This window comes from Actinoplanes xinjiangensis (genome assembly GCF_003148685.1).
GTDB classification, from domain to species: Bacteria; Actinomycetota; Actinomycetes; order Mycobacteriales; family Micromonosporaceae; genus Actinoplanes; species Actinoplanes xinjiangensis.
Genome location: NZ_QGGR01000006.1, coordinates 140847 through 164652, shown reverse-complemented (window position 1 = coordinate 164652; position 23806 = coordinate 140847). Strand labels below are relative to the sequence as shown.

The window sequence follows — 23806 nt, the reverse complement described above, 5'->3', positions numbered from 1 at the left end:
TCTGGAACATGGAGCGTCTCGCCCGCTGCCACTTGACTGGAGTCACCACAGAGAGTGCCGTCGAGGAGGACACCATGTATGCGATCACCGGAGTCACCGGTCATGTCGGCGGGGCCGCCGTCCGCGCGTTGCGGGCGGCGGGCGAGCCGGTCCGCGCGGTCACGCGGGCCGTCGCGGACCTCACCGACCGGACGTCGCTGGCGGCGGCGTTCACCGGTTGCCGCGGCGCGTTCGTGCTGCTGCCGACCCTTCCCGACGGCGACGACGCCGCGCACCGGGCGATGGCCGACACGATCGCCGGGGCGGTCGCCGACAGTGGGGTGCCGCACGTGGTGATGCTGTCGTCGTTCGGCGCCGATCTGCCCGCCGGCACCGGTCCGATCCGCTGGCTGCACCATCTGGAGAACGCGCTGCGCGGCACCGGCGCGGTGGTGACCGCGATCCGGTCCCCGCACTTCCAGGAGAAGGTCGAGGACGTGCTGGGCGCGCCGGTTTATCCGGTGTTCGGTTCGTCCGCCGACGTGCCGGTCCCGATGGTCGCGACCCGGGACATCGGCGCGGCCGTCGCGTACGCCCTCACCCATCCGCCGGCACGCAGTGAGGTCGTCGACCTGGAGGCGCCCGTCTACACCGAGCGGCAGGTCGCCGGGGAGCTGAACCGGGAGGTGGTCCTCGTGCCGCGGGCCGCGTGGGCGGACACGCTGGTCCAGGCGGGTGTCCCGCCGCTGCTGGCCACCGAGCTGGCCGACCTCTACGACGCCGGCGAACGCGGCCTGCTCGAACCCCGCGGCGACCGCCGGCACCTCTGCACCACCACGCTCACCGAAACCCTCAAAGAGCTCAATCCCTGAGGGGTACGGGCCACCCGGCGCCGCGCCGAACCACCGGTCCCGAGCCTACGACGCGACGACCTGCCCACCCGCGGCCTCCACGGCGACCGCCGGGCGTATGCGCCGGCCGGCGGTCGTCACGCGCCGGAGGTCCAGATGATCAGCCGGTCGACGAAGGCGGTGACCACCCGGTCGGGGTCGGCGTCGGCCCCGATCGAGGCGCCGAGCATGTCGAGCAGCAGCCCGTCGAGTGCGTAGTGCAGCAGCGCGATCTCGAAGGCCCCGCCGGGCAGGCCGGTCGTGGCGTGGAAGGCGACGTCGTCGGCATACCCCTGCCGCAGGGTGCCGCCGAGGATCTCGCCGAGCCGGGGACGGCGGGCCGCCTCGAGCCGCAGCTCGATCAGCGCGCGGGTCAACTCGGGTTCCCGGGTGGTGCGCTCGACGATGTAGCGCAGGTAGTCGGCGAACAGCTCCCGGCCCGGCTCCCGCGCGGACAGTCGCGCGACGACCGCCGGGTCCGGGGCGAACCGTTCCATGATCCGCTCGCCGAGGGCGCCGAGCAGCGCGTCCCGGGAGCGGAAGTAGTTGGAGGCGGTACCGGCCGGGACGCCGGCCTCGGTGTCGACGGCGCGGTGGGTGAGCCCGCGGGCGCCGCTGCCGGCGAGGACCCGGAGGCCCGCATCGGCGAGCAGTCGGCGACGGTCGGTATTGCGCGGCATGATGCTGTACTTTAAACCACTACAGGCATAGTGGTTAGGGGACACCCATGCGAAAGCTCGTCTACTTCGTCGCGGCCAGCATCGACGGCTACATCGCCGCACCCGATGGTTCGTGGGAGTTCTTCGGCGCCCCGGACGCCTCCCTCGCGTTCATGGCCGAGCAGTTTCCGGAGACGCTGCCCACGCACCTGCGCGCGGCTCTCGGCGTCGATGCGCCCAACCGGGTCTTCGACACGGTGCTGATGGGCCGCAACACCTACGAGCCGGCCCTCCAGGCCGGGATCACCAGTCCGTACGCCCATCTGGACCAGATCGTCTTCTCCCGTACGCTCGCGGCGTCCTCCGATGTGCGCATCGTCGCCGACGACCCGCTCCCCTTCGCCGAGAAGCTGAAACAGCAGCCCGGCGCGGACATCTGGCTGGCCGGTGGCGGCAACCTCGCCGGGCAGTTGCTCCCGGCCGTCGACGAGCTGGTGATCAAGCTGAACCCGGTGCTCGCCGGCGGCGGCATTCCGCTGGCCGCGGCCGGTTTCCAGCCGCACCGGTTCACCCCGGCCGGCACCACCGCCCTGACGGACGGCGTCCAGGTGATGCGCTATCGCGCGGCCTGATCCGCGCTCCATCCGGGCTTGTGCGACCCGGGTCACGGGTTAGGAACGGCACCGACGGGCATATCGACGGGTGGAAGCACAGGCAACGCCAGGGAGGCACAACGATGACGACCTATGACAGCACCGTGGGCGCCCGGCCGAACATCGGTGACACTGCGGCCGTGAACGCGAGCGCCGCCCAGGAGAAGATCAAGCAGGCGGTGGAGCCGGTCCGAAAGCGCCCGGTCGCGTCCTCCGCGACCGCCCTCGCCGTCGTGGCCGTAGCCGCGGCCGGCGTGATCGGCGGCCGTCGGTACGCCCAGTCGCGCCGCCCGAGCAGCCGCTGGCAGCAGCTGGTCGCCCGGTTCCGCTGAGTCACACGTCGACCCTGACCCGTCCGCCTCCGGTGGGCGGGTCAGGGTCATCCCGGAGACCCGGTACCCCGTAGGGCGACCGGGCCGGCCGGGAAAGTCAGGGGGCCTTCAGGGGCCACCCCGGATCCGGGTGTTTTCCCTGGTAAATAGCCTTTTGATGTGTCCACGACCAAGCCCTGCCGGTGGCCCATCGCCCTGGTTCGCCTCTTCGCGATCATCACTCTGCTGCAGGTCCTGCTCCAGGCAGCCCTCGCCGGTGGTTTCATCAGCGGCCGCATCGGCTATCTGACCGCGCACAGCGTCAACGGCTCGGTGCTCGTCCTCACCGTGATGGGCCTGGGCCTCTCGACGGTCCTGCTGTTCCGTCCCGGACGTGGCCCGTGGTGGCCGATCCTGCTCAGCGTCCTGCTGTGGTGGATGGTCGCCATCCAGATCGGCCTGGGTTCCGCGCGGATCGTCGGCGTGCACATCACGCTCGGTTCCGCGATCCTGGCCCTGACCGGCGGTTTCACCTGGTGGTCGCTCAGCTACCGGCCGCGGCGGGTGACGGCATGAGGGTGTCGCGCCGCGGTGTTCTGGCGGTGGCCGGCGCGGCCGCGCTGGCCGGTTGTTCCCGGCCGGCCGACGGCCCGGGCACCGGTGAACTGCTCGCCAGTGAGCTCCCGTTGCCGCAGCGGTTCCGGGTGCCGCTGCCGATCCCGCCGGTCGCGCGCCCGGTGAAGGTCACCGCCGGCACCGACCATTACGTCGTCACCCAGCGTGCCGCGACGGTCGAGCTGATCCCGGGCACGAAGACCAGGATCTGGGGGTACGACGGGATCTTCCCCGGGCCCACGTTCCGCGGCCGGAGGGGACGGCGGATGGTGGTCACCGTCCGCAACGAGCTGCCGGTGCCGACGTCGACGCACCTGCACGGTGGTGTCACGCCCGCCGAGTCGGACGGCTTCCCGACCGACCTGATCCTGCCGGCCGGCTACTCCCCCGCGCCGCCGGGCCACCACAGTGCCGCCGGCAGACACCACGACGGCACGCGCGACTACCACTATCCGATGACCCAGCGGGCCGCCACCCTCTGGTATCACGACCACCGGATGGACTTCACCGGCCCGCAGGTGTGGCGCGGACTGGCCGGCCTGTTCCTGGTCACCGACGAGGTCGAGGACGCGCTGCCCCTGCCCCGCGACGACCGGGACCTGCCGCTGCTGATCTGCGACCGCTCGTTCGGCGCCGACGGCTCCCTGACGTACCCGCAGCGCGACATGACCCGTCCGGGCGCCGACGGGATGTTCCACGCCGGCATCTTCGGTGACGTGATCCTGGTCAACGGCGCTCCGTGGCCACGCGCCGAGGTGGCCGCCGTCCGTCACCGGCTGCGCCTGGTCAACGGCTCCAACGCCCGCCGCTACCGGCTGTCGCTGTCGGCCGGGACGATCACCCAGATCGGCAGCGACGCGGGTCTGCTCGCCACCGCCCTGCCCCGCGAGGACGTGCTGCTCGCTCCGGGCGAACGCTGCGACGTCATCGCCGACTTCACCGGTCTGCCGGCCGGCACCGAGGTCACCATGGGCAACGCCCTCGGCGAGGGCCCGGCCGCCGACGTCATGCGGTTCGTGATCACCGGCCCGGCCGCCGACGACAGCCGCATCCCCGAGCGGCTCAGCGCCCTGCCCGTCCTGGAGAAGACGCGGGCGGTCACCGAGCGGCAGTTCGACTTCCGGTTCGGCGGGGGCCGGTGGACGATCAACGACCAGCCGTACGATCCCGCCGCGACCCTCTGCTCGGTCCGCGAGGGCACGGTCGAGCTGTGGCGGTTCACCAGCGACTTCCACCATCCCGTGCACGTCCACATGGCGCATTTCCAGGTGCTGTCCCGAGGGGGTGCCGGCCCCGATCCGGGCGATGCCGGCTGGAAGGACACCGTCGACGTCCGGCCGTACGAGACCGTCCAGGTCCTGGTCGACTTCACCGGCCACCGCGGGCGTTACATGCTGCACTGCCACAATCTCGAGCACGAGGACATGGCCATGATGGCCAACTTCGACATCGTCTGAGTCCGGGGAGGGACCGTGGGGCGTTCGCACCACTACGAGGTGACGGTGAGCTGGACCGGGGAGACCCGCTCGTACCGGTCGTACGAGCGGGCCCACGAGGTGACCGCCGACGGCAAGGCACCGATCGCGGGCAGCTCGGATCCGGCGTTCCGCGGCGATCCGGCCCGCTGGAACCCGGAGGAGCTGCTGGTCGCGTCGCTGGCCCAGTGCCACATGCTGTGGTTCCTGCACCTGAGCGCCGCCGACGGCGTGGTGGTCACCGGGTACACCGACTCCCCCACCGGCGTGATGGTGGAGACCGCCGACGGTGGTGGCGCTTTCCAGGAGGTCGTGCTGCGCCCCCGGGTGACCCTGGCCGACCCCGGCCAGGCCCATCTGCTGCCCGGCCTGCACGAACGCGCCCACGGACTCTGCTACATCGCCCGTTCGGTGAACTTCCCGGTCCGCCACGAGCCGTCCTGAACCGTTCCCCGCGGCGCGGGGTTCAGATATCTGACAGGCCGGCGATGAATCACCGGGCGCCGGCCGGTCTCCATATCTGTAGAGCACGTCACGCCGAAGGGAGAGCCACGATGACCACCAACCTCACCGCCGCCCGCGCCGAGGCCCTGTTCACGACCGGCCTGGCCACCGGCAGCAGCCCGGCCTTCGCCGTCGTCGACGAGGCCATCCGGACCGCCGTGCGCACCCGCGGCGGGACCCGTGCCTGTGCCGCCGACATGGCCGCCGAGTTCGGTGACCATCCCGAGCTGGCGCTGCCCCGGATGCGCTGGGCTCTGGAGACCGTCACCCGGCTCTACCCGCCGCGCCGCCGGCAGTGGGCCCTGGTCGCCTGACCGGCTCAGCCGGCGGTGGGCCCGATCAGTTCGTCGGCGACCCGGTGCGCGACGCCGTCGGGGTAGGGCGCGGACAGCCCGAGCACGATGTGCCCGAACCCGGCGTCGAGTGCCTCGCGGATCGCGTCGCGGGTGCCGGCCGGCCGGTCGTAGGAGACCGGCAGATGGATGGAGCGGGTGATGGCGGCCGGGTCCCGGCCGATCTCCGCGCAGTACCGGTCCAGCAGTGCACTGCGGCTCACGACGTCGGCGATGTCACCGCCGGGGATGTTCCACAGGTCGGCGTGTTCGGCGACCACCCGCAGCAGCGCGGACGACCGCCCGCCGATCATGATCGGTGGATACGGCCGCTGGACCGGTTTCGGACTGCCGAACGCCCCGGTGAGCCGGACGTGCTCGCCGGGGAAGTCGAACGGCTCCTGCGCGGTCCACAGTCGCCGGATCACCGTGCAGGCCTCGGCCAGTGCGGCCACCGAGGGGGCGAAGTCGTGGTACGGCAGGCCGTGTGCCTCGTACTCGCGCCGGGCCGCCGGGTGGCTGGGCCGTGATCCGGCGCCGATGCCGAAATCGAGGCGCCCGCCGGAGACGACGTCCACGGTGGCGGCGATCTTGGCCAGCATCGCCGGTGGCCGGAACCGGTTACTGGTCACGAGTACGCCCAGGCGCAACCGCCGGGTCTGTGCGGCGAGCGCCGCCAGCAGGGTCCAGCCCTCGAACGCCGGGCCGTCCGGATCACCGCCGATCGGCATGAGATGGTCGAACAGCCAGGCGTGCTCGATCTCGGCGATGGTGTCGGCGTCCTGCCACACCCGCTGGACGTCCTGGTAACCGACGTGCATCGGCGCTGTCATGATGCCGAAGCGGGCCATCTCAGCGGCGCCGCAGGGAGGCGTCGAGCAGGGCCGGTGGGGTGTCGATCTTCTCCTCGGGTGCGTGGTCCAGACCGGGCGGCACGATCGCGTCGATCGCGTCGAGGACGTCGGCGGTCAGCACCGTGTCGGCGGCGGCGAGCTGCGAGTGCAGGTGCTCCAGGGTGCGCGGGCCGATGATCGCGCTGGTCACGCCGGGGTGCGCGGTGACGAACCCGAGGGCGAGCTGGATCAGGGTGAGACCGGCCCGGTCGGCGACCTCGACGAGCTGTTCGACCGCGGCGAGGCGGGCGCGGTTGGCCGGTACGGTCAGGTCGAAACGCTGCCGCAGCAGGCCGGAACGGTAGGTGGTGATCTCCTGTCCGGCCCGGATCGCGCCGGACAGCCAGCCGGAGGCCAGTGGGCTCCAGGCGAGCACGCCCATGCCGTACTCCTGGGTGACCGGCAGGACGTGGGTCTCGATGCCGCGCTGGAGCACCGAGTAGCTGGGCTGTTCGGTGACGTACCGGCTCAGGTGGTGTTCGCGGGCGGCCCACTGGGCCTGCACGATGCGGTGGGCGGGGAAGGTCGAGGAGCCGAACCACCGGATCTTCCCGGCGCGCTGGAGGTCGGTCAGCGCGGACAGGGTCTCCTCGTCGCCGGTGGCCGGGTCCCACCGGTGGACCTGGTAGAGGTCGACGTGGTCGACGCCGAGGCGGCGCAGGCTGTCGTCGAGCGCGGTGATCAGCCAGCGGCGGGAGCCGCCCCGGCGGTTGCGCTCCGTGCCCATCGGCAGTCCGGCCTTGGTGGCCAGGACGATGTCGTCGCGCCGGCCGGCGATGGCGCGGCCGACGATCCGCTCGGACTCGCCCTGGCTGTACATGTCGGCGGTGTCGATCAGGTTGACACCCGCTTCCAGTGCGGCGTCGATGATCGCGGTGGCCTCGTCCTGGCCGGTGCGGGCCATCGCGCCGAAGTTCATCGCGCCGAGTGCCAGGGTGCCGACGTGGACGCCGGTACGGCCCAAACTGCGGTACTGCATGGTCGTTCCTCCTGGGTGTCTGGCATGCTGGGCCCTAAGCGGAACAAGGTTCCGGACCTGCGACCCAACATACGGAACAACGTTCCGTTTACCAAGAGGCGTGACGGGGGTAACAGTTCAGTGGTGGAGAAGCGGGCCGACGCGCGCCGCAACCAGGCGACCCTGCTGGAGGCGGCCGCCGCGGCCTTCATCGAGGCCGGCGTCAACGTGCCGGTGCGGGACATCGCGGCACGGGCCGGAGTCGGCGTGGGCACCATCTACCGGCACTTCCCGACCCGGGCCGACCTGATCGTCGCCGTCTACCACCATCAGATCGAGGCGTGCGCCGCCGCCGGACCGGCACTGCTGGCGAGCAGCGACACCCCGCACGCGGCCCTGGCCGGCTGGATCGACCTGTTCGCCGACTTCCTGGTGACGAAACACGGCCTCGCCGGAGCCTTCCACTCCGACGACGCCGCGTTCCAGAAACTGCACTCCCACTTCCTGGACCGGCTGCTCCCGGTCTGCGCCGACCTGCTGTCAGCGGCCGCCGAGGCCGGGGAGATCCGCGCCGACGTCGGTGCCCTCGAGCTGATGCGCGGGGTCGGCAACCTGTGCATCGGCGACGGCGACGACCCCCGTTACGACGCCCGCCGGATGATCGGCTTCCTCATCGCCGGCCTGCGAACCTGACATCACGGCAGGTCGGAGGGGCGGTGCGTGGTGGTCCGCGACCCGGCGTGCACGATGACCGACAGGGTGTCGACCTCGCCGCCCTCCGCGCCCGGCCACCAGGCCGCCCACCAGCCGGCCTTCACGCTGGCCTGGACGGTCGTGCCGTTGTCGAGGCGTACCTCGACGGCGGTGACGTCCGGGGCCGCCAGGCCGACGATGTTCGACCACAGGCTGTCGTCGTCACCGAAGGAGCTCATCGTCTCCAGGTTGACCGTGCCCGCGGGCGGGACGACGATCGCCGCCTCGTCGATCAGGCCCATCGAAGCGGCCCGGTCACCCTCACCGACCATCAGGCACTCGACGATCGTGCCGCCCTTGCGCTGGATCAGCAGGGTGGCCTCGCCACGCTGCTCGGCCAGCAGCACGTCGGCGGCGGTCGCGACGGTCTCCCCGGCCACGCCGTTCGCGGCACAGGCCTTCGCCTGCGGCAGGACCTGATCACCGGTACGGGCGGTGGGCTGGGCGGTCCACGAGGCGACGGCCCGCTCGGTCGCGCCCGGCACCAGCGCCGGCACCGCGACCGCGGCGACCGCACCCAGCGCCGTGGCGGCCATCCCGGCGACCACCAGGCGACGCCTCGACGGGCGGGCCACGCTCAGGGCGGACCCGTCGATCACCCGCTCCACGAACGCCTCGGCGCGGGTCCACTCCATCGGGGTGGGCTCCCGGTCCCGGGCCGGGTCGAGGACGGCGAGACGGTCCAGGTCGTTCATGCGTTCGTCCACGACTGCTGCTCCTTGATCACGGCGAGGGCCGGTGCGATGGGGTCGAGAGCGTCCTGAAGGCGTTTGCGGGCCCGGGCGAGCCGCATCGCGAAGGTGGACCGGCGGCAGTTCAGCACGGTGGCCGCCTGCTCGGAGGTGAGCCCGTCGAAGGCGACCAGGGCCAGCACCTCGCGGTCGGCGGCGCGCAGTGTCCGCCAGGCCCGTTCCAGGTCGACACGCTGGGCGGTGCCGGCCGAGTCGTCCGGCACATGGTCGTCGACGGTGTTCAGCCGTACATCCAGGGCCTGACGCCGCAACCAACCGCGGGTCTGATTGGCCATGGTGCGCCGGGCCACCGCGAACAGCCATGGCCGGGCGTCCGCCGGGACGTCGGCGAGTCGCCGCCAGGCGGTGAGGAAGACGGTCGACACGACGTCCTCCGCCTCGTCCGCCGGAATCCGTCTCTCGACGAATCGCAGCAGGTCAGCGTAGGTGTCCCGGTGCAGCGCCCGGAACCGCTCTTGTTGGTCCATGCCCCCTACCTGTCCGGGAGGCGGAAGTCTGCCACACCCGGTGGTGAAAAAAGTTGCTTGATTCATCTGCGTCACTGTGTCTTGCTGTCTTCGTGCCGACCTTCACACCGGACGAGATCGCCTCCCTGCGCGCGAAGTACCGAGCCGAACGCGACCGGCGGATACGCCCGGACGGTGGCGGCCGGTACCAGCCGGCGACCGGCGAGTTCGGCTATTACGCCAAGGACCCGTACACCGAGCGGGTGGACCGCCGGCCGGTGACCGACCGGGTCGACGCGACGGTCGTCGGCGGCGGGTTCGGTGGCCTGCTCACGGGGGCGCGCCTACGGCAGGCCGGTCTCCAGGACCTGCGCGTGATCGACGAGGCCGGCGACTTCGGCGGCACCTGGTACTGGAACCGCTACCCCGGCATCCACTGCGACATCGAGGCGACCGTGTACCTGCCGCTGCTGGAGGAGGTCGGGTACGTCCCGAAGTGGCGGTACGCGCCCGGCGACGAGATCCGCCGGCACGCCGTGGCCCTCGCGAAACGGTTCGACCTGTACCAGCACGCCCTGTTCCACACCAGGGTGACCGAACTGCGCTGGGACGACGACGCCGCCGAGTGGACGGTGACCACCGACCGGGGCGACGTGTTCACCTCCCGCTACGTGGTGCTCTCCTCCGGTCTGCTCACCCAGCCGAAACTGCCGGGGATCCCGGGCATCGCGGACTATCGGGGGCACACCTTCCACACCAGCCGCTGGGACTACGCGTACACCGGCGGCGACCAGACCGGCGGCCTCACCGGGCTGGCCGGCAGGAGGGTCGCCGTCGTCGGTACCGGGGCCACCGCCGTCCAGGTGGTGCCGCACGTCGGCCGCGACGCCGGGCACCTGTACGTCTTCCAGCGCACCCCGTCGACGGTCGACGTCCGCGACAACCGGCCCACCGACCCGTCGGTCCTGGACAGCGTGCGGCCCGGCTGGCAGCGGGAACGGATGGACAACTTCCTCACCGTCGTCACCGGCGGCCACGCCGACGAGGACCTGATCGACGACCGGTGGACCGCCACCGCGAAACTCCAGCGCACCTTCCTGGCCGGCACCCGGGCCGAGCTGACCGCGGAGGAGCTGGAACTCGCCGACTTCGCCACGATGAACGGCATCCGCGCCCGCGTCGACGAGGTGGTCACCGACCCGGCCGTCGCCGAACTGCTCAAGCCCTGGTACCGGTACATGTGCAAGCGGCCCACGTTCAGCGACCACTACCTCCAGACCTTCAACCGGCCCAACGTGACCCTCGTCGACACCGCCGACCACGGCGGGATCACCCGGATGACCGCCACCGGCGTCGTCGTCGGCGACACCGCATACGAGGTGGACTGCGTCATCTTCGCCACCGGCTTCGAGGTGGGCATCTCCGGCATCCTCTCCGGAAACCTCCAGGTGTACGGGCGCGGCGGGAAACACATCTTCGAGCACTGGGCGAACGGGTTCCGTACCCTGCACGGCTTTTCCTGTCACGGTTTTCCGAACCTGTTCCAGCTGGGCCCGGTGCACAACGCGAACGCCGTGAACTTCGTGCACATCCTCCACGAGCAGGCCATCCACATCGGTGCCATGGTCGGCGAGGCGGAGAACCGCGGCGCCCGCCGGATCGAGCCCAGCCTCGAGGCCGAGGACGCGTGGGTGGCCACCATCGACGCGACCGCCGGCGACAGTTTCGCGTTCCAGAGCGAGTGCACACCCGGCTACTACAACAACGAAGGCGACCCGCTGCCGATGAGCTTCTCGTTCGGCCCCGGCCCGATCGCCTTCCACGAACTGCTGCGCACATGGCGCACCGACGGAAGTCTGGAGCAGGTGCTGTGGAAAGACTGATCGCCGCCACCCCGTTGCGCGGCTCGAACGGGATCACCTTCGGCCCCGACGGCCGCCTCTGGGTGGCCGAATACCTGCCCGGCCGGATCAGCGCCGTCGACGTCACCACCGGCGACGTCGAGGTGATCGTCGCACCCGACGGGCCGCTGCAATCACCCGACGACCTGGTCTTCGACGCCGACGGCAATCTGTGGATCACCGACGTCGCCCCCGGCCGGGTGTGGCGGCGCAGCCCGTCCGGCGAACTCACCATCGCCGCCGACGGCATCCACAACCCCAACGGCATCGCCGCCGTCGGCAACCGGATCTTCGTCAACGAGATGGTCCCCGGCGGCCGCGTCCTCGAACTCGTCGCCTCCCCGCCCGGACCGGCGTGCTCCCTGAAGATGCTGACCGAGGACCTGATGCTGGGCAACGCCATGCAGGCCGGCCCCCACGGCGACCTCTACTATCCGCACATGTTCCCCGGCGAGGTCTACCGGATCAGCCCCGACGGCGGCACACCGACGCTGGTCGCCGAGGTGGCGCAGACGGTCGCGGTCCGCTTCGACCGCGACGGCGTGCTCTACGTCCTGTCGATCGACGAGGCCGGCACCATCACCCGCATCGACGGCGATCAGCGCACCGAGATCGTCACCGGCATCCCCGGCCTGGACAACGCCGCCTTCGACGCCGACAACCGGATGTACGTCTCCAGCTTCAGCAGCGCCGGCATCACCGAGGTCCGCCCCGACGGCAGCCTCCACGAGATCGTCCCGCGCGGGCTCGCCGGCCCGTACGGCATCGCCGTCGACCACAACGGCACCCTCCACATCGCCGACCACTACCGGATCGACGGCGCCTTCCTGCCGTTCGCCCACGCGATCGCCACCTCCGGCGACGACCTGCACGTCACCTCCCAATACGGCCAGGTCACCACCACCTCACGGTCCGAGACCCGCACCCGCGCCGAAAACCTCGACCAACCCCAGGGCATCGCGGTACGACCGGACGGCACCCTTCTCGTAGCGGAGGCCGGCGCAGGCCGCGTACTGGCCATCTCCCCCGACGACGTGATCAGCATCCTCGCCGAGGGCCTGGGCCGCCCCGTCGACGTGGCGGTCGACGCCGACGGCCACTGCTACGTCTCCGACGAGGACCACGGCACCGTCTACCGCCTGGACGGCCCCGGTCCCGGTCCCGGCTCCGGTTCCGGCTCCGCTCCCCGTCCCGGCGGCGGCTCTGGTTCCCGTCTCGACTCTGATTCCGGTTTCGGCCCCGATTCCGGTTCCGGCCCTGAGTCCGGTTTCGGTTCCGGCCGGGGATACGCCAAACCGACCATCATCGCGGACGGCTTGCACGCCCCCCAGGGCCTCACCGTCACCACCGATGGCCGCGTCCTGGTCGTCGAGGCCGGCCGTCGTCGCCTCGTCGAGGCGGCGCCGCAGATCCGGGTCCTGGCCGAGGACCTGCCGGTCGCTCGGCCCCGCCCTCTCCAGCCGGCCCTGTCGATCGAAGGCCTACCGGGCGTCCCGCGCCAGTTCGCCGCCCTGACCACCGCCCCCGACGGCACCCTCCACCTGGGCGCCTCCGCCGACGGCAGCGTCATCCGCCTACCCCTCGGCTGACCCCTCAGCCGCGGACATCGGCCGCGCGGCGGCCGTTGCTCCCAGGCGTACGGAAAGCAGTAGCCGTTCCTCGATCGTGGTCCTTCCGCGGGGGCGTGAGCAGCGGGGCGGCGTCGGTATCGGGTCGGCCGGCGATCGATGGTCGTGTCAGGAGTTTGCATGGGGTACGGCTCGCCTCGCCGTCCTGAACATGCCGCCTGGTCAGCTGCCGAATGCGGCAACGTGTGTCGATGGCCGGTCCTTGGATTTGAATCGGCAGTTCCGCGTCTGACAGCAGTTGGATCGGCTCTCGGGCGGGCTTGAACCGCTACACCTGGCGCTTGGAGGACGCCCAACTCTGCCAGGCGGTGATCCACCGTTCGTTGGCGATCGCCCGGCTGTCAGGATCGACGTCAGCCGTGGTGAAGCGGTGCCAATCGTCCTGTGCGGTGCGGCTGGAAACGTCGGCTCCCAGGCCGGTGCTGTAGAAGAGGATCTCGGTGATGGCCCGGCGGCGGAGTTCGGCGTCGGAGCGGAACCATTCGAATTCGTGGAAGAGCCCGGCCAACTGGGACGTCATACCGCGTACGGCGGCGGCCGCTTCGACCTCCGGCTGACCGCTCAGCTGCATCTGGCGCTGCACCGCAGTCCGCCAGAGCTCCGACCACCAGGTGGGCAACTGCGGGGCGGGGCCGCCATCGGCCTGCCAAGCGGCGTGTGCCGCGGTGTTGTGCAGTACAGCATCGGCCAGTGCTCGGTGAGGTTCGCGGCGCAGGTCGGCGGGAAGAGGGCCCGCGCCGGGAGCCGAGGGAACGGCTTGGTACGCAGGACGGTCGTCGGGAAGTCGGCGGAGGATGGGCATGGGGTCAGCGACCGTCTCGACAGCGAGCGTTTCCGGATGCCAGTCCCTGCCTATCAAGGTGATCTCGATACCGGAATGCTCGCCCCGCAGCGCCCACCACCGGCGACCAGCGCGCAGCCACTGGGCGCCGATACGGTGGCCGTCGACTGACAGAGAGGCCGAACTCTCGGTCCATGTCAGCTCGGAGAATCGGTCACCGCCACGGCGAACGTGATGCTCCAGAGCCAGACGAAGGGAAGCCGGGCCGATCTGGAGGCCGGTCCAGCGGGCCGTCTCGACGTCGGCCCACGGACCCTCGGGCGTCGACGCCGGATAAACCAGGTGGATGGCGGTAACCGTCCCGTCGAAAACCTCGAGTCCCCCGAAGCGCTCCTCGGCCGGCCGCGACTCGGGGACCAGGGTGTAGACGGGCAGGCCACTGGCGAGTAGCTCGGCATGCATCCGGCCGGTTTGACGCGCCAACCGTTCCTTGCGCCAGTTCGGATCGCTGAACTCCATGCCAGGCCTCCTCAGGCCGACCGCTGTGCCGGCCCTTCGCATCGATTATCCAATGAATGGAACAGGGCGCTGTGCAGCCCTTGGGCTGCACAGCGCCCCCCACCGAGGGTCAGGTGATGGTCGTCGAACCTGTCGGAGAATAGGAGAAGCAGATCCAACCCGCCTCAGTGATCGTGTAGCTTCCGACGGTCACCGTCGCGCTCGCTGAGCCTCTGGTCAGATTGAGCGATCGTGCTCTCGCTGTCCAACTCAGGCCGGTGCTGCTGGGGTACCCGTCATACTCGTCGAAGTACTGCGTCGAGTCTCCTCCACGGTCGTGAATGTCGACCCACCAGTGAACGTCCCAGGGCCCTCCCGAGTCCAGCACCAGCGTCATTCCGGTCGTAAGGCTGGCGGAGCCGCCACCTCTCGGGCTGAGCTGAACCCACGAGTATCCGGTCAAGCCCCTGGAAGTGGTGTAACGGCTGATCTTTCGAGTTGTGCTGGTCAGAGGTTGTGTGCGGTTTCCAGTTCGGGTTGGCTCGTGCCGCGGTTGGTGGTTTTGCGGGCGCGGTCGAGGATGTCGAGGGCGAAGTAGCGGCGGCCTTCGGTCCATTCGTCGTGTTGTTCGGCCAGGACGGCGCCGACGAGGCGGATGACGGCGTCGCGGTCGGGGAAGATCCCGACGACATCGGTGCGGCGGCGGATCTCCTTGTTCAAGCGCTCGTTCGGATTGTTCGACCAGATCTGGCGCCAGATGGGCTGCGGGAAGCTGGTGAAGGCGAGCAGGTCGGCGCGGGCGTCGTCGAGGTAGGCGGCGACTTTCGGCAGGCTGCCGGCGGTGGTGTCGAGCAGCTTGTCGAACTGGGCGTGCACCGATTGCGGGTCGGGCTGGTCATAGACCGAGTGCAGCATCGTCTTGACCGCCGGCCACGCCGACTTCGGCGTCACGGCCATGAGGTTCGCCGCGAAGTGCGTGCGACATCTCTGCCACGACGTGCCGGGCAGGTTCGCCGCGATCGCGTCGATCAGCCCGGCGTGGGCGTCGGAGGTGACCAGCAGGACGCCGGACAGGCCGCGGGCGACCAGGTCGGCGAAGAACGCGTTCCAGGCCTGTTTGGTTTCGCTGGTGGCGACCTTGACGCCGAGGACTTCGCGGTGGCCGTCGGCGTTGACGCCGGTCGCGACGAGCACGACGGCGTTGACGACCCGGCCCTGTTCACGGACCTTCATGGTCAACGCGTCGGCGGCCACGAACGTGAACGGCCCGGACTCGCCCAGTGGCCGGGTCCGGAAGGCGTGGACCTGTTCGTCGAGGTCGGCGGCCATCCGCGAGACCTGCGACTTCGACAACGACGTGATCCCCAGAGATTGCACGAGTTTGTCCATGCGCCGGGTCGACACGCCGAGTAGATAGCAGGTCGCGACGACGCTGACCAGCGCGGCTTCGGCCCGTTTACGGCGTTCGAGTAGCCATTCGGGAAAGTACGAGCCCGACCGCAGTTTCGGCACGGCCACGTCGATCGTGCCGATGCGGGTGTCGAGCTCGCGGTGGCGGTAGCCGTTGCGGGAGTTGACCCGATCCGGGCTGGCCATGCCGTATTCGGCGCCGCAGACCGCGTCGGCCTCGGCCGACAGCAGCGAGTTGATGACGGTCGACAGCAGATGACGCATCAGATCCGGTGACGCGTCGCCGAGGGCTTGGCCGAGCAGTCCGGCAGGGTCGATGATGTGAGGTGCGGTCATCGTGATGATCCCTTTCGAGAGTTCCGTGAGACGTTCGCTCGAAAGATCACGCGATGGCCGCGCTCTATGCCGGACGGGCTGTCCGACGGAGACGATCACGCCAACCGCGTTACACCACTATCAGGGACTCCACTGAGTATCCGCAATCACCGGCCGACTCGCCGTAACCGTTGCCCGCGAGGCTCCCGTCCGAGCCCGCGGGAAGCAGTACGCCTGCTGCAGGAACATAGTCACCCGCGCGAGCGGCATCGGCCTTGTCGGCGGGAACTGACGCCATTGCTCCGCCGGGGAGCGTCACCACCTCGTAGCCATGCGCCCGGGCGACCTCGACGTCGAACCCCGCGATGGTCATGGTCTTCTCGGCGACTGCCTCATCACCGGCGCCCACGGCGGCCGCGGGCGATGCCATTCCACCCAGCAGTGAAAGGGTAAATACAACCGATAAAGATGCTTTGATAGCAGAAGACAAGCCTTCTCCCCCTTTGAACGCTTTCATGGAACGTAGCAGACATTCACCGCCTTCACTATCCATTAAGCGCCCCAGACGCACCGAAGGCCACCAACCGGTTACATGCAGTCATTGACGCCTGCCTGTACCACGTCCGCAGGCACGCCCTCGACGCCCGGCCACCACAGCGGGATCGCGGTGGCAACGGTGCGAGTACCGGCACCAATGCGGTTCACCACCACCGCCGCCACAGTCCCCGGCATCCTCCAAGCGCGCCAGAACGAGTCCTCCTACACGCGCTGCGCCCCTCTCGGCAGACCGCGATCAAGGAACGCTCAGCGACGGCGTGAAGGATCGTCAGCCCCGGTTCGGGCTGACGTTCGTGGTTGTCCCCCTAGCCTGGAGGGAGACTCCCGCCTCCCGCCGCACCGCACTGCCTCTGCCCGGCGTTCAGCCACCGTCACCGGCCGAGGACGGCAGTGGTCAGCCGGCGACCAGGCGTAGGGGTGAGATCTGGCGCAGCGAGCGGGAGGTCGCCTCGTCGGCTGGGAGGTAGACCACCATGCGCAGACCGTTGTCGCCGGGTAACACCATGATCTCGTAGGCCAGGCGCAACGGGCCCGCCTCCGGGTGCTCCAGGCGCAGCAGGCCGTGCGATCGGGGCAGACCGGGCACCCGCTCGGCCCGCCCGGTGAACTCCGCGCCCGCCAGCGCCGTCAACTCGCCGGTGAAATCCGGCCGGGCCGGGCCGTCTTTCAGGGCCGCCACCTGCTCGTCGGCCACGGACGCCCAGTCCGGGAAGACCTCCCGTGCACGCGGGTCGGTGAACACATACCGATTCACATTCGGGGGATCGCCGTCCAGCAGGCCGATCGGACCGGCCAGGCGCCGCATGCCCGGTGTGCACGCCAGCACGTCGCCGACCTGGTTGACCAGCATCGCCGCGGCCGGGTCGAGCTGGTCCAGCATCGCCCGGAGGCCGGGTCGCACACTGCGCGCCGGATCCTCGACCAGGCGGCCACACGTCACCGCCGATGCTCTGGTCAGGCGGTAGAGATGGGCCCGCTCGGCGGCGGTCAGCCGCAGCGGGCCGGCCAGCGCGGCGAGGACCTGTGGCGACGGGTGCCGGTCGCGGCCCTGCTCGAGACGCGTCAGGTATTCCACGCTGATCCCGGCGAGCATCGCCACCTCGGCGCGGCGCAGACCGGGTGTACGCCGCCGGTCACCCGGTGGCAGCCCGACCTCGGCAGGCGTCACCTCCGCCCGCCGGGCCCGCAGGAAACCGCCCAGCTCGTTGTCGCCCATGCACCGAATGTAGCCACCCACCGGCCGCTGAAGGTGGCCCTGCCACTACCACCCCGGACACGGCCTCCCTATCGGCCGCCGGGCCCGCCAGAGTCGAAGCGAACCGACGAGAGGTGAGTCCCGACATGGCTCCGAAAGTAGTGGTGGTGGGCGGCGGTTACGCCGGCATCGTGGTGTCCCGGACCCTCGACGACATCGCGGAGGTGACGATGGTGGAGCCGAAGGAGATGTTCGTCCACCACGTCGCCCATCTGCGCGCCGTGGCCGACCCCGCCTGGATCGACAAGATCTTCTTCCCCTATGACGGCCTGTTGTCCCGTGGCCGGGTGCTCCGGGGCACCGCCACCGAGGTGCGGCCCGACCGGGTCACACTCGGCTCCGGGGCCCGGCTCGACGCCGACTTCGTCGTGCTGGCCACCGGATCGACGGGGCCGTTTCCGGCCCGGATCGAGGCCGTCGGTCACGATGCGGCGGTCGACCGGTTGCGTGAGCTGCACGCGTCGCTGGAGCAGTCGACCGGGGTGCTGCTGCTCGGCGCCGGCCCGATCGGTCTGGAGTTCGCCGGCGAGATCGCCGCGGCCTGGCCGGGCAGGCCGGTGACCGTCATCGACCCGGCGCCGGAGCTGCTGGGCGGCCGGTTCACCGGCGAGATGCGCACCGAGGTGGCCCGGCAACTCGACGACCTCGGTGTGCGGGTGCTGCTCGGTACCAAGCTCGACGCCCTGCCGGGCACCCCGGTCGGCGTGGTGCACCCGTTCACGGCGACCACCGGCGACGGCGAGACGATCGGCGCCGACCTATGGTTCGCCTGTTACGGCTCCACGGTGCCGTCCGGGCACCTCGGCGCCGATCTGTCCACGGTCCGGCAGCCGGACGGCCGGCTGCCGGTCACCGAGCACCTGCGGGTCGCCGGCCAGGACCGGGTCTTCGCCGTCGGGGATGTCAACGACACCCCGGAGCTGAAGACGGGCCGCGCGGCCGGCCGCCAGGCCGAGGTGGCCGCCGCCAACATCCGCGCCCTGATCGAGGGCACCGCACTGACCGCCTACGAGCCGTTCCCCGACGGCATGATCCTCACCCTGGGCCCGTCCGGGGGCGCCGGCTGGGCCCCCGAATTCGGGTTCTTCGGCGCCGAGGCGACGGCCCAGTTCAAGGGCACCTTCCTGCTGGACCACTACCGGTCCCTGCTCAACGCCGACTAGGAATTCGATATGTGACTCGGTGGCCATCGTCCCGTCGGCCCTACCGTCGAAGGGCCCATGGCCGACCCCGCGGTCGAGGCGACGGCGGCGGAGTATGCCGCGGGCTGGCCCGCCTGGGGCACCGCGAGATCGATGCGCGCCGACGGCTGGTCCGCTGCTGCGACACGTCCGGACCCCGTAGACCAACGGCGTGGTGGAGCGGTTCTTCGGGACGTTGAAGCACGAGCACCTGTACGAGCGACGGGGACGCCCTGGCGTGGAGTGCAGCCCGTTCTGACGCCCGACGCCCGCACCAGAGCACCCAGGGCGGCAGACGCTGACGCAGTGAGCGGCGCCTGGTGGTGGCGACCGTCGCGCCCGGTGAAGTTTTCGGCCCGCCGCCCCACTCAGGTCACCCGGAACACCGGCCACCCGATCTCGGTGCGCCACGCGGCCGGATCCCCTACGTCCCGAGGTCCGACCAGGTAGACCTCCCGCACGGGCCCCGCCACCGACATCGCGTTCTCCACGACCCAGGTACCGAGTTCGCCGTAGGTGACCTCGATGCCGTCGTGCTCGCCGACGTGGGTGGTCACTGCCAGTTCCGCGGCGGGCAGGGTCGCGGCGTGCACCCGCCCGGTACGAGGGGGAGCGACCGTCGGCAGGTAGACCAGCACGTGACCGCGGCCCTGTTCGAACAGGGAGTTGTCGTAGGTGCCACCCGGTGGACCGATCACCGCGTCGCCGACGGCCACCTCCAACTCGGCCATGGCGCCCGCGAACCAGGCGTCGACCTCGCCCTCGTCGACCACGGCCGCCACCGCCGCGACCGTGCGGGCGGGCTCGGCACGGAGCTCCACCTCGATCGGCGCGGGATCAGGCCGGAGCAGGCGGCGCAGCGACGCGACCGCGGCCCGGGTGCGGTCGAGCTCGGCCTCCAGGCGTTGGAGGTGGTCGGCGATCAGGGTCGCGCGGACACCGGGGTCCGGGGACCGCAGGATCCGCTGCACGTCGCTCAGGGGGACGTCGAGTTCGCGGAGCCGGTTGATGACCTGGGCGGTCGGGATCTGCTCGATGGCGTAGTAGCGGTAGCCGGAGGTCTCGTCCACCACGGCGGGTTCCAGCAGGGCGCCCTCGTGATACCGGCGCAGGGTCCGCACGCTCAGGTGGGTCAGGCGCGAGAACTCCCCGATCGTCAGCACCCCCGCAGTATGAAGGCTCTCCCAGGGGGAGAGTCCAGCGCTTGACCCTCCCGCACCGCGAGGCGACACGGTGGGCTCATGACACAGCACAACGACCTCCGGTCCGACTCACTCCCGGCCACCGTCCGCGGTTTCCTCGCCGCCCACGTCGTCCGCGACGCCGACACGGCCTCGTCCTTCTTCGCCGAGGACGCGGTGGCCGTCGATCAGGGCGAGTCCGTCCGCGGCCGGGAGCGGATTCACGCGTTCCTGCGGGACGCCGGCTCCGAGTTCGCATACACGACCGAGCAGATCGGCGCCGCACGCATCGACGACGACCACTGGGTGGTGACGCTGCGGCTCGAGGGGACCTTCCCGGGCGGCGTCGCCGAGCTCGACTACCGGTTCACGATCCGCGAGGACGTCGTCACCGAACTCGTCATCGCCGACCACGGATCCCGATGACCAGCACCGCGCCGATCTTCAGAGGAGAGAGCATGCCCACTGCAGACCGCGATCGTCTCGATGGGCGCCGGGCGCTGGTCACGGGCGGATCGAAGGGGTCCGGCAAGGCCGTCGTCGAGCGACTGCGGGAGATGGGCGCCGACGTCCATGTGACGGCCCGGACGATGCCCGAGGGGTACGAGCACCCCGACCGGTTTCATCGAGGCCGACACCTCGACGGTCGAGGGCGCGAAGGCGGTGGCCGACCGGATCGCCGAGACCGGCGGCGCACTGGACATCCTGGTGCACGTCGTCGGAGGTGCCTCGACGCCGTCCGGCGGGTTCGCGGTCATCACCGACGAGCAGTGGATGATCGAGCTGAACCTGAACCTCCTCGGAGCGGTACGGCTCGATCGGGCCCTCCTGCCGGCGATGATCGCGTCCGGGTCGGCGGTCGTACTGCACTTCACCTCGATCCAGCGTGAACTCCCTCAGTACGAGGCGTCCCTGGCCTACGCGGCGGCGAAAGCCGCGTTGCGCACCTACAGCAAGGGGCTCGCCAACGAGCTCGCCCCGCGCGGCGTCCGCGTCAACGCGATCAGCCCCGGCGGGATCGAGACGGAGGCCTACGAGAGATTCGTGGACCGGATCGCCGAGGGCAACGGGATCAGCCGCGAACAGGCCAGGCAGAACATCTACGACTCGCTCGGAGGCGTACCCCTGGGCCGGTTCGCCACCACCGGGGAGATCGCCGACCTGGTCGGGTTCCTGGTATCGGACCGCGCCTCGGCCATCGTGGGCGCCGAGTACGTGATCGACGGCGGAACGGTCCCGACCGTCTGAACGCACGGCACGCCGGACGGCGAGCGCGCAGCGGATCAGGAGGCGTTGAGGAAGGCCAGGACGGCCATCACCCGGCGGTTGTCGTCGTCCGAGATGGGCAGGCCCAGCTTGGCGAAGACGGCGGCGATGTGTTTGCTGATCGCGCTGTCACTCAGGAACAGGCGCTGGGCGATCGCCGCGTTGGAGCGCCCCTGGGCCATCAGTTCGAGGACCTCCCGTTCGCGCGGGGTGAGGCGGGACAGCGGAGTGTTGGCGCCGCCCGCGTTCAGGAGCTTGGCGATGACCTGGGGGTCCATGGCGGTGCCGCCGGCCGCGACCCGGCGGACCGCGTCGGCGAACTGGTCGCCGTTGAGGACGCGGTCCTTGAGGAGGTAACCAACGGCTCCGGCGCCGTCGGTGAGGAGTTCGCGGGCATAGAGCTGTTCGACGTGGGCGGACAGCACCAGGATCGGCAGGCCGGGTGTGGCGCGGCGGGCTTCGAGGGCGATCTGGAGGCCCTCGTCGGTGAAGGTGGGTGGCAGGCGCACGTCGACCACGGCGACGTCGGGACGATGACGGGTGAGGGCGTCGCGCAGGGACGGGCCGTCGGCGACCGCGGCGGTGATGGTGAAACCGTGGCTCTCCAGGAGCAGGGCGAGCCCGTCCCTCAGGAGGTGGAGGTCTTCGGCGAGGACAACGCGCACGGCACCTCCATGATCACTACGGTCGGACCGCCGGTGGGACTGTGCAGGGTGAGCGTGCCGTCGAAGGCACTGAGCCTCCGCATGATGCCGCGCAGGCCGGTCCCGGCCGACGGATCGGCGCCGCCCGGGCCGTCGTCGGTGACCACCATACGCAGCAGCCCGTCCCGGTGGTGCATGGTGAGGGTGACGGTGGCGGCGATCCGGGCGGCGTTGGCGAGGGTTTCGCAGACGGCGAAGTAGACGGCCGATTCGACGGCCGGGTCGAGGCGGCCGGGCAGGTCGGTCTCGACGACGACCGGCAGCGGCGTGTCGAGCGCGATCGCGCGGACGGCGGCGGTGAGGCCGCGTTCGGCGAGGACCGGCGGGTGGATGCCACGGACCAGGTCGCGCAGTTCGGCCAGGGCGGTCGCGGACGTCTCCTGGGCCTGGGTGAGCAGTTGCCGGGCCCGCACCGGGTCGGTCTCCAGGAGACGGGCGACCGCGCCGAGACCGAGACCGACGGCGACGAGACGGGCCTGCGCACCGTCGTGCAGATCGCGTTCGATCCGGCGCAACTCGTCGGCGGCCGCGTCAGCGGTGTCAGCACGCCGGGTGCTCAGCTGCTCCACGCGGCCGGCCAGGACGGTGGCGGTGGTCGGGCGCAGCAGCAGGGCGTCCCACCGGATGCGGGCCCGGGTCAGCGGCGCGGCCAGGGCCAGTCCGAGCAGGGCGAGGAGCAGGCCGGCCGGCACGCTGGTCCAGCCGGGGATCCCGGCCGGGACGACACCGCCGTGAACGAGAGCGTGCCACAGGTAGAACGGGGTGATCCAGTGACCGGTGAACAGGCCGATCGGCACCGCCCACGGCGCCCAGGTGATCGGCTGCCAGACCAGGCCGAAGAAACCGGCGCAGATCAGCAGGGCCGGGAGCAGGGTCAGCGGGGCCCACACCAGGGCGCCCCACGCCCACAGCTGGTCGCGCCAGGTCGCCGGGTCGTGGCTGACCCAACGGTGCCGCTGGAGGCCGGCGGCCGTGCCGGGTTCGGCGTAGAGGGTGCGGCCGATGCGGTAGGTGCCGTCCTCGTCGGGGACCGGCGGCGGAGGGAGCGGGCGGTACGGGCTGGGCAGGGCCACACCGGTCCAGCGATGCGCCTGGCGCCGGTACATCTCGGTCACCGGGCGGGTGAGGGTGGTGACCGCCAGGAGCAGGCCGCCCCAGGACACGACGGTGGTGACGAAGGTCAGCAGGGCCACGCCGAGCCCGGCCAGATGCAGCCCGGCCAGGCCGCCGAGGCGCCAGGTGGCGGTCCAGGCACGGCTGATCCACCCGGTGCGGGCCGGGCGGGCACGCTCCTGGAGGAGGACTCGGGTGCTTCGGCCGTACCAGCGCAGGGAAGTGGGCGCGACCAGCAACGCCGCGGTGACAGCGCCGCCTGCCGCAAGCCAGCCCCACGGTCCGGCGCGCAGCGCCAGGAGGCCCGCCGCGATCAGCGCGGGCGGCAGCAGGACCGGGACGGCGCAGGTGAACGGCGCCAGGGTGAGCCATCGCCACTCGACGGCGGCGGCCGGATCGTTGCCGTAGTGATCGATGGCGGACATCCAGCGGGCGGTCCGGGGGGACCGGTAGAGCGTGACGCCATGCGCATACCAGCCGTCGGCCCGACGTTGCGGCAGGGGCGGCGGCGTCCGCGAAACGTCCGGCACGTCGATGCCGGTCCAGCCGCGGGCGAGCCGCCGGGCGAGCGCGACGAGCCGCTGTTGGCCGGCCGCCGCCGCGGGGAACGGCACGACGAGGGTCACGGAGATCAACATCACGAGGGAGTACGCGAATCCGGCGGCCGTGAACAGCACGAGGCAGGCACACCGTGGCGCGGCGAGCGCGTGGCGGGTCATGAACCGATTCTTCGCCGCGAGGTCCGTCGGCACATGCCGGCAGGGTACCGAGCACGGTGGAGCCAAGTGCACCTTG

At 70.9% G+C, this 23806-nt stretch carries 24 protein-coding genes and 1 pseudogene; 13 read left to right on the top strand and 12 right to left on the bottom strand.

Annotated elements, in window-relative coordinates; translation table 11 throughout:
• Positions 1–8: 8 nt before the first annotated feature.
• On the top strand, positions 9–851 hold the full coding sequence (locus BC793_RS15400; RefSeq protein WP_203896213.1) for an NAD(P)H-binding protein: 843 nt from the start codon (positions 9–11) through the stop codon (positions 849–851).
• 116 nt (positions 852–967) lie between these two features.
• Here the strand turns inward: BC793_RS15400 and BC793_RS15395 are convergent, their stop codons facing one another.
• Complete coding sequence (locus tag BC793_RS15395) at positions 968–1549, bottom strand: TetR/AcrR family transcriptional regulator (RefSeq protein WP_109593205.1); 582 nt, start codon at positions 1547–1549, stop codon at positions 968–970.
• 47 nt (positions 1550–1596) lie between these two features.
• On the opposite strand from BC793_RS15395, the gene BC793_RS15390 reads away from it, so the two are divergent.
• The 6 genes from BC793_RS15390 (at position 1597) to BC793_RS15365 (ending at position 5400) form a co-directional block, all read left to right on the top strand.
• Positions 1597–2160: a dihydrofolate reductase family protein gene (locus BC793_RS15390; protein ID WP_109593204.1), complete on the top strand. Its 564-nt coding sequence runs from the start codon at positions 1597–1599 to the stop codon at positions 2158–2160.
• Positions 2161–2264: 104 nt separating this feature from the next.
• A complete protein-coding gene (locus tag BC793_RS15385; protein ID WP_146246294.1) occupies positions 2265–2513 on the top strand; it encodes a hypothetical protein in 249 nt (82 codons plus the stop codon).
• A 159-nt stretch (positions 2514–2672) separates the two neighbouring features.
• Positions 2673–3068, top strand: a complete 396-nt coding sequence (locus BC793_RS15380; protein ID WP_109593202.1) for a hypothetical protein — start codon at positions 2673–2675, stop codon at positions 3066–3068.
• Positions 3065–4564, top strand: coding sequence for a multicopper oxidase family protein (locus tag BC793_RS15375; protein ID WP_109593484.1), 1500 nt, complete (start codon positions 3065–3067; stop codon positions 4562–4564). The genes BC793_RS15380 and BC793_RS15375 overlap by 4 nt, the downstream gene beginning before the upstream one ends.
• 15 nt (positions 4565–4579) lie before the next feature.
• Positions 4580–5026: an OsmC family protein gene (locus BC793_RS15370; protein ID WP_109593201.1), complete on the top strand. Its 447-nt coding sequence runs from the start codon at positions 4580–4582 to the stop codon at positions 5024–5026.
• Between the two features lie 110 nt (positions 5027–5136).
• Positions 5137–5400 carry a hypothetical protein gene (locus BC793_RS15365; protein ID WP_109593200.1) on the top strand — a complete coding sequence of 88 codons (264 nt, stop codon included), beginning with the start codon at positions 5137–5139 and terminating at the stop codon, positions 5398–5400.
• 5 nt (positions 5401–5405) lie between these two features.
• Here the strand turns inward: BC793_RS15365 and BC793_RS15360 are convergent, their stop codons facing one another.
• On the bottom strand, positions 5406–6251 hold the full coding sequence (locus BC793_RS15360) for an LLM class flavin-dependent oxidoreductase (RefSeq protein WP_239170041.1): 846 nt from the start codon (positions 6249–6251) through the stop codon (positions 5406–5408).
• A 19-nt stretch (positions 6252–6270) separates the two neighbouring features.
• The gene (locus BC793_RS15355) at positions 6271–7290 is read right to left on the bottom strand and encodes an aldo/keto reductase (protein WP_109593198.1); all 1020 of its coding nucleotides are present in this window, start codon (positions 7288–7290) and stop codon (positions 6271–6273) included.
• A gap of 123 nt (positions 7291–7413) precedes the next feature.
• On the opposite strand from BC793_RS15355, the gene BC793_RS15350 reads away from it, so the two are divergent.
• Positions 7414–7962 carry a TetR/AcrR family transcriptional regulator gene (locus BC793_RS15350; RefSeq protein WP_239170042.1) on the top strand — a complete coding sequence of 183 codons (549 nt, stop codon included), beginning with the start codon at positions 7414–7416 and terminating at the stop codon, positions 7960–7962.
• A 2-nt stretch (positions 7963–7964) separates the two neighbouring features.
• Here the strand turns inward: BC793_RS15350 and BC793_RS15345 are convergent, their stop codons facing one another.
• Positions 7965–8729, bottom strand: coding sequence for a hypothetical protein (locus BC793_RS15345; RefSeq protein ID WP_109593196.1), 765 nt, complete (start codon positions 8727–8729; stop codon positions 7965–7967).
• Positions 8714–9241 carry an RNA polymerase sigma factor gene (locus BC793_RS15340; protein ID WP_158319264.1) on the bottom strand — a complete coding sequence of 176 codons (528 nt, stop codon included), beginning with the start codon at positions 9239–9241 and terminating at the stop codon, positions 8714–8716. The genes BC793_RS15345 and BC793_RS15340 overlap by 16 nt, the downstream gene beginning before the upstream one ends.
• 92 nt (positions 9242–9333) lie before the next feature.
• On the opposite strand from BC793_RS15340, the gene BC793_RS15335 reads away from it, so the two are divergent.
• Positions 9334–11103 carry a flavin-containing monooxygenase gene (locus BC793_RS15335; RefSeq protein WP_239170043.1) on the top strand — a complete coding sequence of 590 codons (1770 nt, stop codon included), beginning with the start codon at positions 9334–9336 and terminating at the stop codon, positions 11101–11103.
• On the top strand, positions 11091–12710 hold the full coding sequence (locus tag BC793_RS15330) for a virginiamycin B lyase family protein (RefSeq protein ID WP_203896214.1): 1620 nt from the start codon (positions 11091–11093) through the stop codon (positions 12708–12710). The genes BC793_RS15335 and BC793_RS15330 overlap by 13 nt, the downstream gene beginning before the upstream one ends.
• Before the next feature lie 307 nt (positions 12711–13017).
• Here the strand turns inward: BC793_RS15330 and BC793_RS15325 are convergent, their stop codons facing one another.
• From BC793_RS15325 to BC793_RS15310, 4 genes are all read right to left on the bottom strand, one after another.
• Positions 13018–14049: a hypothetical protein gene (locus BC793_RS15325; protein ID WP_146246293.1), complete on the bottom strand. Its 1032-nt coding sequence runs from the start codon at positions 14047–14049 to the stop codon at positions 13018–13020.
• Between the two features lie 486 nt (positions 14050–14535).
• Complete coding sequence (locus tag BC793_RS15320; protein ID WP_109593193.1) at positions 14536–15774, bottom strand: IS256 family transposase; 1239 nt, start codon at positions 15772–15774, stop codon at positions 14536–14538.
• A 109-nt stretch (positions 15775–15883) separates the two neighbouring features.
• Positions 15884–16270 carry a hypothetical protein gene (locus tag BC793_RS15315; RefSeq protein WP_146246292.1) on the bottom strand — a complete coding sequence of 129 codons (387 nt, stop codon included), beginning with the start codon at positions 16268–16270 and terminating at the stop codon, positions 15884–15886.
• A gap of 435 nt (positions 16271–16705) precedes the next feature.
• On the bottom strand, positions 16706–17527 hold the full coding sequence (locus BC793_RS15310; protein WP_109593191.1) for a helix-turn-helix transcriptional regulator: 822 nt from the start codon (positions 17525–17527) through the stop codon (positions 16706–16708).
• A gap of 125 nt (positions 17528–17652) precedes the next feature.
• Here BC793_RS15310 and BC793_RS15305 point away from each other — a divergent pair, with 125 nt between their 5' ends.
• On the top strand, positions 17653–18729 hold the full coding sequence (locus tag BC793_RS15305) for an NAD(P)/FAD-dependent oxidoreductase (protein ID WP_109593190.1): 1077 nt from the start codon (positions 17653–17655) through the stop codon (positions 18727–18729).
• A gap of 386 nt (positions 18730–19115) precedes the next feature.
• On the opposite strand, the gene BC793_RS15300 is transcribed toward BC793_RS15305, so the two are convergent.
• Complete coding sequence (locus BC793_RS15300; RefSeq protein ID WP_109593189.1) at positions 19116–19910, bottom strand: MerR family transcriptional regulator; 795 nt, start codon at positions 19908–19910, stop codon at positions 19116–19118.
• Positions 19911–19988: 78 nt separating this feature from the next.
• Here BC793_RS15300 and BC793_RS15295 point away from each other — a divergent pair, with 78 nt between their 5' ends.
• Together BC793_RS15295 and BC793_RS15290 are read left to right on the top strand one after the other, a co-directional pair.
• The gene (locus BC793_RS15295) at positions 19989–20354 is read left to right on the top strand and encodes a nuclear transport factor 2 family protein (RefSeq protein WP_109593188.1); all 366 of its coding nucleotides are present in this window, start codon (positions 19989–19991) and stop codon (positions 20352–20354) included.
• A 186-nt stretch (positions 20355–20540) separates the two neighbouring features.
• Positions 20541–21176: pseudogene (locus BC793_RS15290) on the top strand (SDR family oxidoreductase); the annotation flags it as partial.
• A gap of 35 nt (positions 21177–21211) precedes the next feature.
• Here the strand turns inward: BC793_RS15290 and BC793_RS15285 are convergent.
• Positions 21212–21859: a response regulator gene (locus BC793_RS15285; protein ID WP_109593187.1), complete on the bottom strand. Its 648-nt coding sequence runs from the start codon at positions 21857–21859 to the stop codon at positions 21212–21214.
• A complete protein-coding gene (locus BC793_RS15280) occupies positions 21823–23730 on the bottom strand; it encodes a sensor histidine kinase (protein WP_146246291.1) in 1908 nt (635 codons plus the stop codon). The genes BC793_RS15285 and BC793_RS15280 overlap by 37 nt, the downstream gene beginning before the upstream one ends.
• Positions 23731–23806 lie beyond the last annotated feature (76 nt).

Coding starts and splice junctions, on each gene's coding strand:
- BC793_RS15315 (WP_146246292.1), bottom strand. CDS start 16,270: ATGAAAGCGTTCAAAGGGGGAGAAGGCTTGTCTTCTGCTATCAAAGCA.
- BC793_RS15305 (WP_109593190.1), top strand. CDS start 17,653: ATGGCTCCGAAAGTAGTGGTGGTGGGCGGCGGTTACGCCGGCATCGTG.
- BC793_RS15295 (WP_109593188.1), top strand. CDS start 19,989: ATGACACAGCACAACGACCTCCGGTCCGACTCACTCCCGGCCACCGTC.
- BC793_RS15280 (WP_146246291.1), bottom strand. CDS start 23,730: ATGACCCGCCACGCGCTCGCCGCGCCACGGTGTGCCTGCCTCGTGCTG.
- BC793_RS15400 (WP_203896213.1), top strand. CDS start 9: ATGGAGCGTCTCGCCCGCTGCCACTTGACTGGAGTCACCACAGAGAGT.
- BC793_RS15325 (WP_146246293.1), bottom strand. CDS start 14,049: ATGGAGTTCAGCGATCCGAACTGGCGCAAGGAACGGTTGGCGCGTCAA.
- BC793_RS15310 (WP_109593191.1), bottom strand. CDS start 17,527: ATGGGCGACAACGAGCTGGGCGGTTTCCTGCGGGCCCGGCGGGCGGAG.
- BC793_RS15320 (WP_109593193.1), bottom strand. CDS start 15,774: ATGACCGCACCTCACATCATCGACCCTGCCGGACTGCTCGGCCAAGCC.
- BC793_RS15355 (WP_109593198.1), bottom strand. CDS start 7,290: ATGCAGTACCGCAGTTTGGGCCGTACCGGCGTCCACGTCGGCACCCTG.
- BC793_RS15385 (WP_146246294.1), top strand. CDS start 2,265: ATGACGACCTATGACAGCACCGTGGGCGCCCGGCCGAACATCGGTGAC.
- BC793_RS15395 (WP_109593205.1), bottom strand. CDS start 1,549: ATGCCGCGCAATACCGACCGTCGCCGACTGCTCGCCGATGCGGGCCTC.
- BC793_RS15375 (WP_109593484.1), top strand. CDS start 3,065: ATGAGGGTGTCGCGCCGCGGTGTTCTGGCGGTGGCCGGCGCGGCCGCG.
- BC793_RS15390 (WP_109593204.1), top strand. CDS start 1,597: ATGCGAAAGCTCGTCTACTTCGTCGCGGCCAGCATCGACGGCTACATC.
- BC793_RS15340 (WP_158319264.1), bottom strand. CDS start 9,241: ATGGACCAACAAGAGCGGTTCCGGGCGCTGCACCGGGACACCTACGCT.
- BC793_RS15360 (WP_239170041.1), bottom strand. CDS start 6,251: ATGACAGCGCCGATGCACGTCGGTTACCAGGACGTCCAGCGGGTGTGG.
- BC793_RS15365 (WP_109593200.1), top strand. CDS start 5,137: ATGACCACCAACCTCACCGCCGCCCGCGCCGAGGCCCTGTTCACGACC.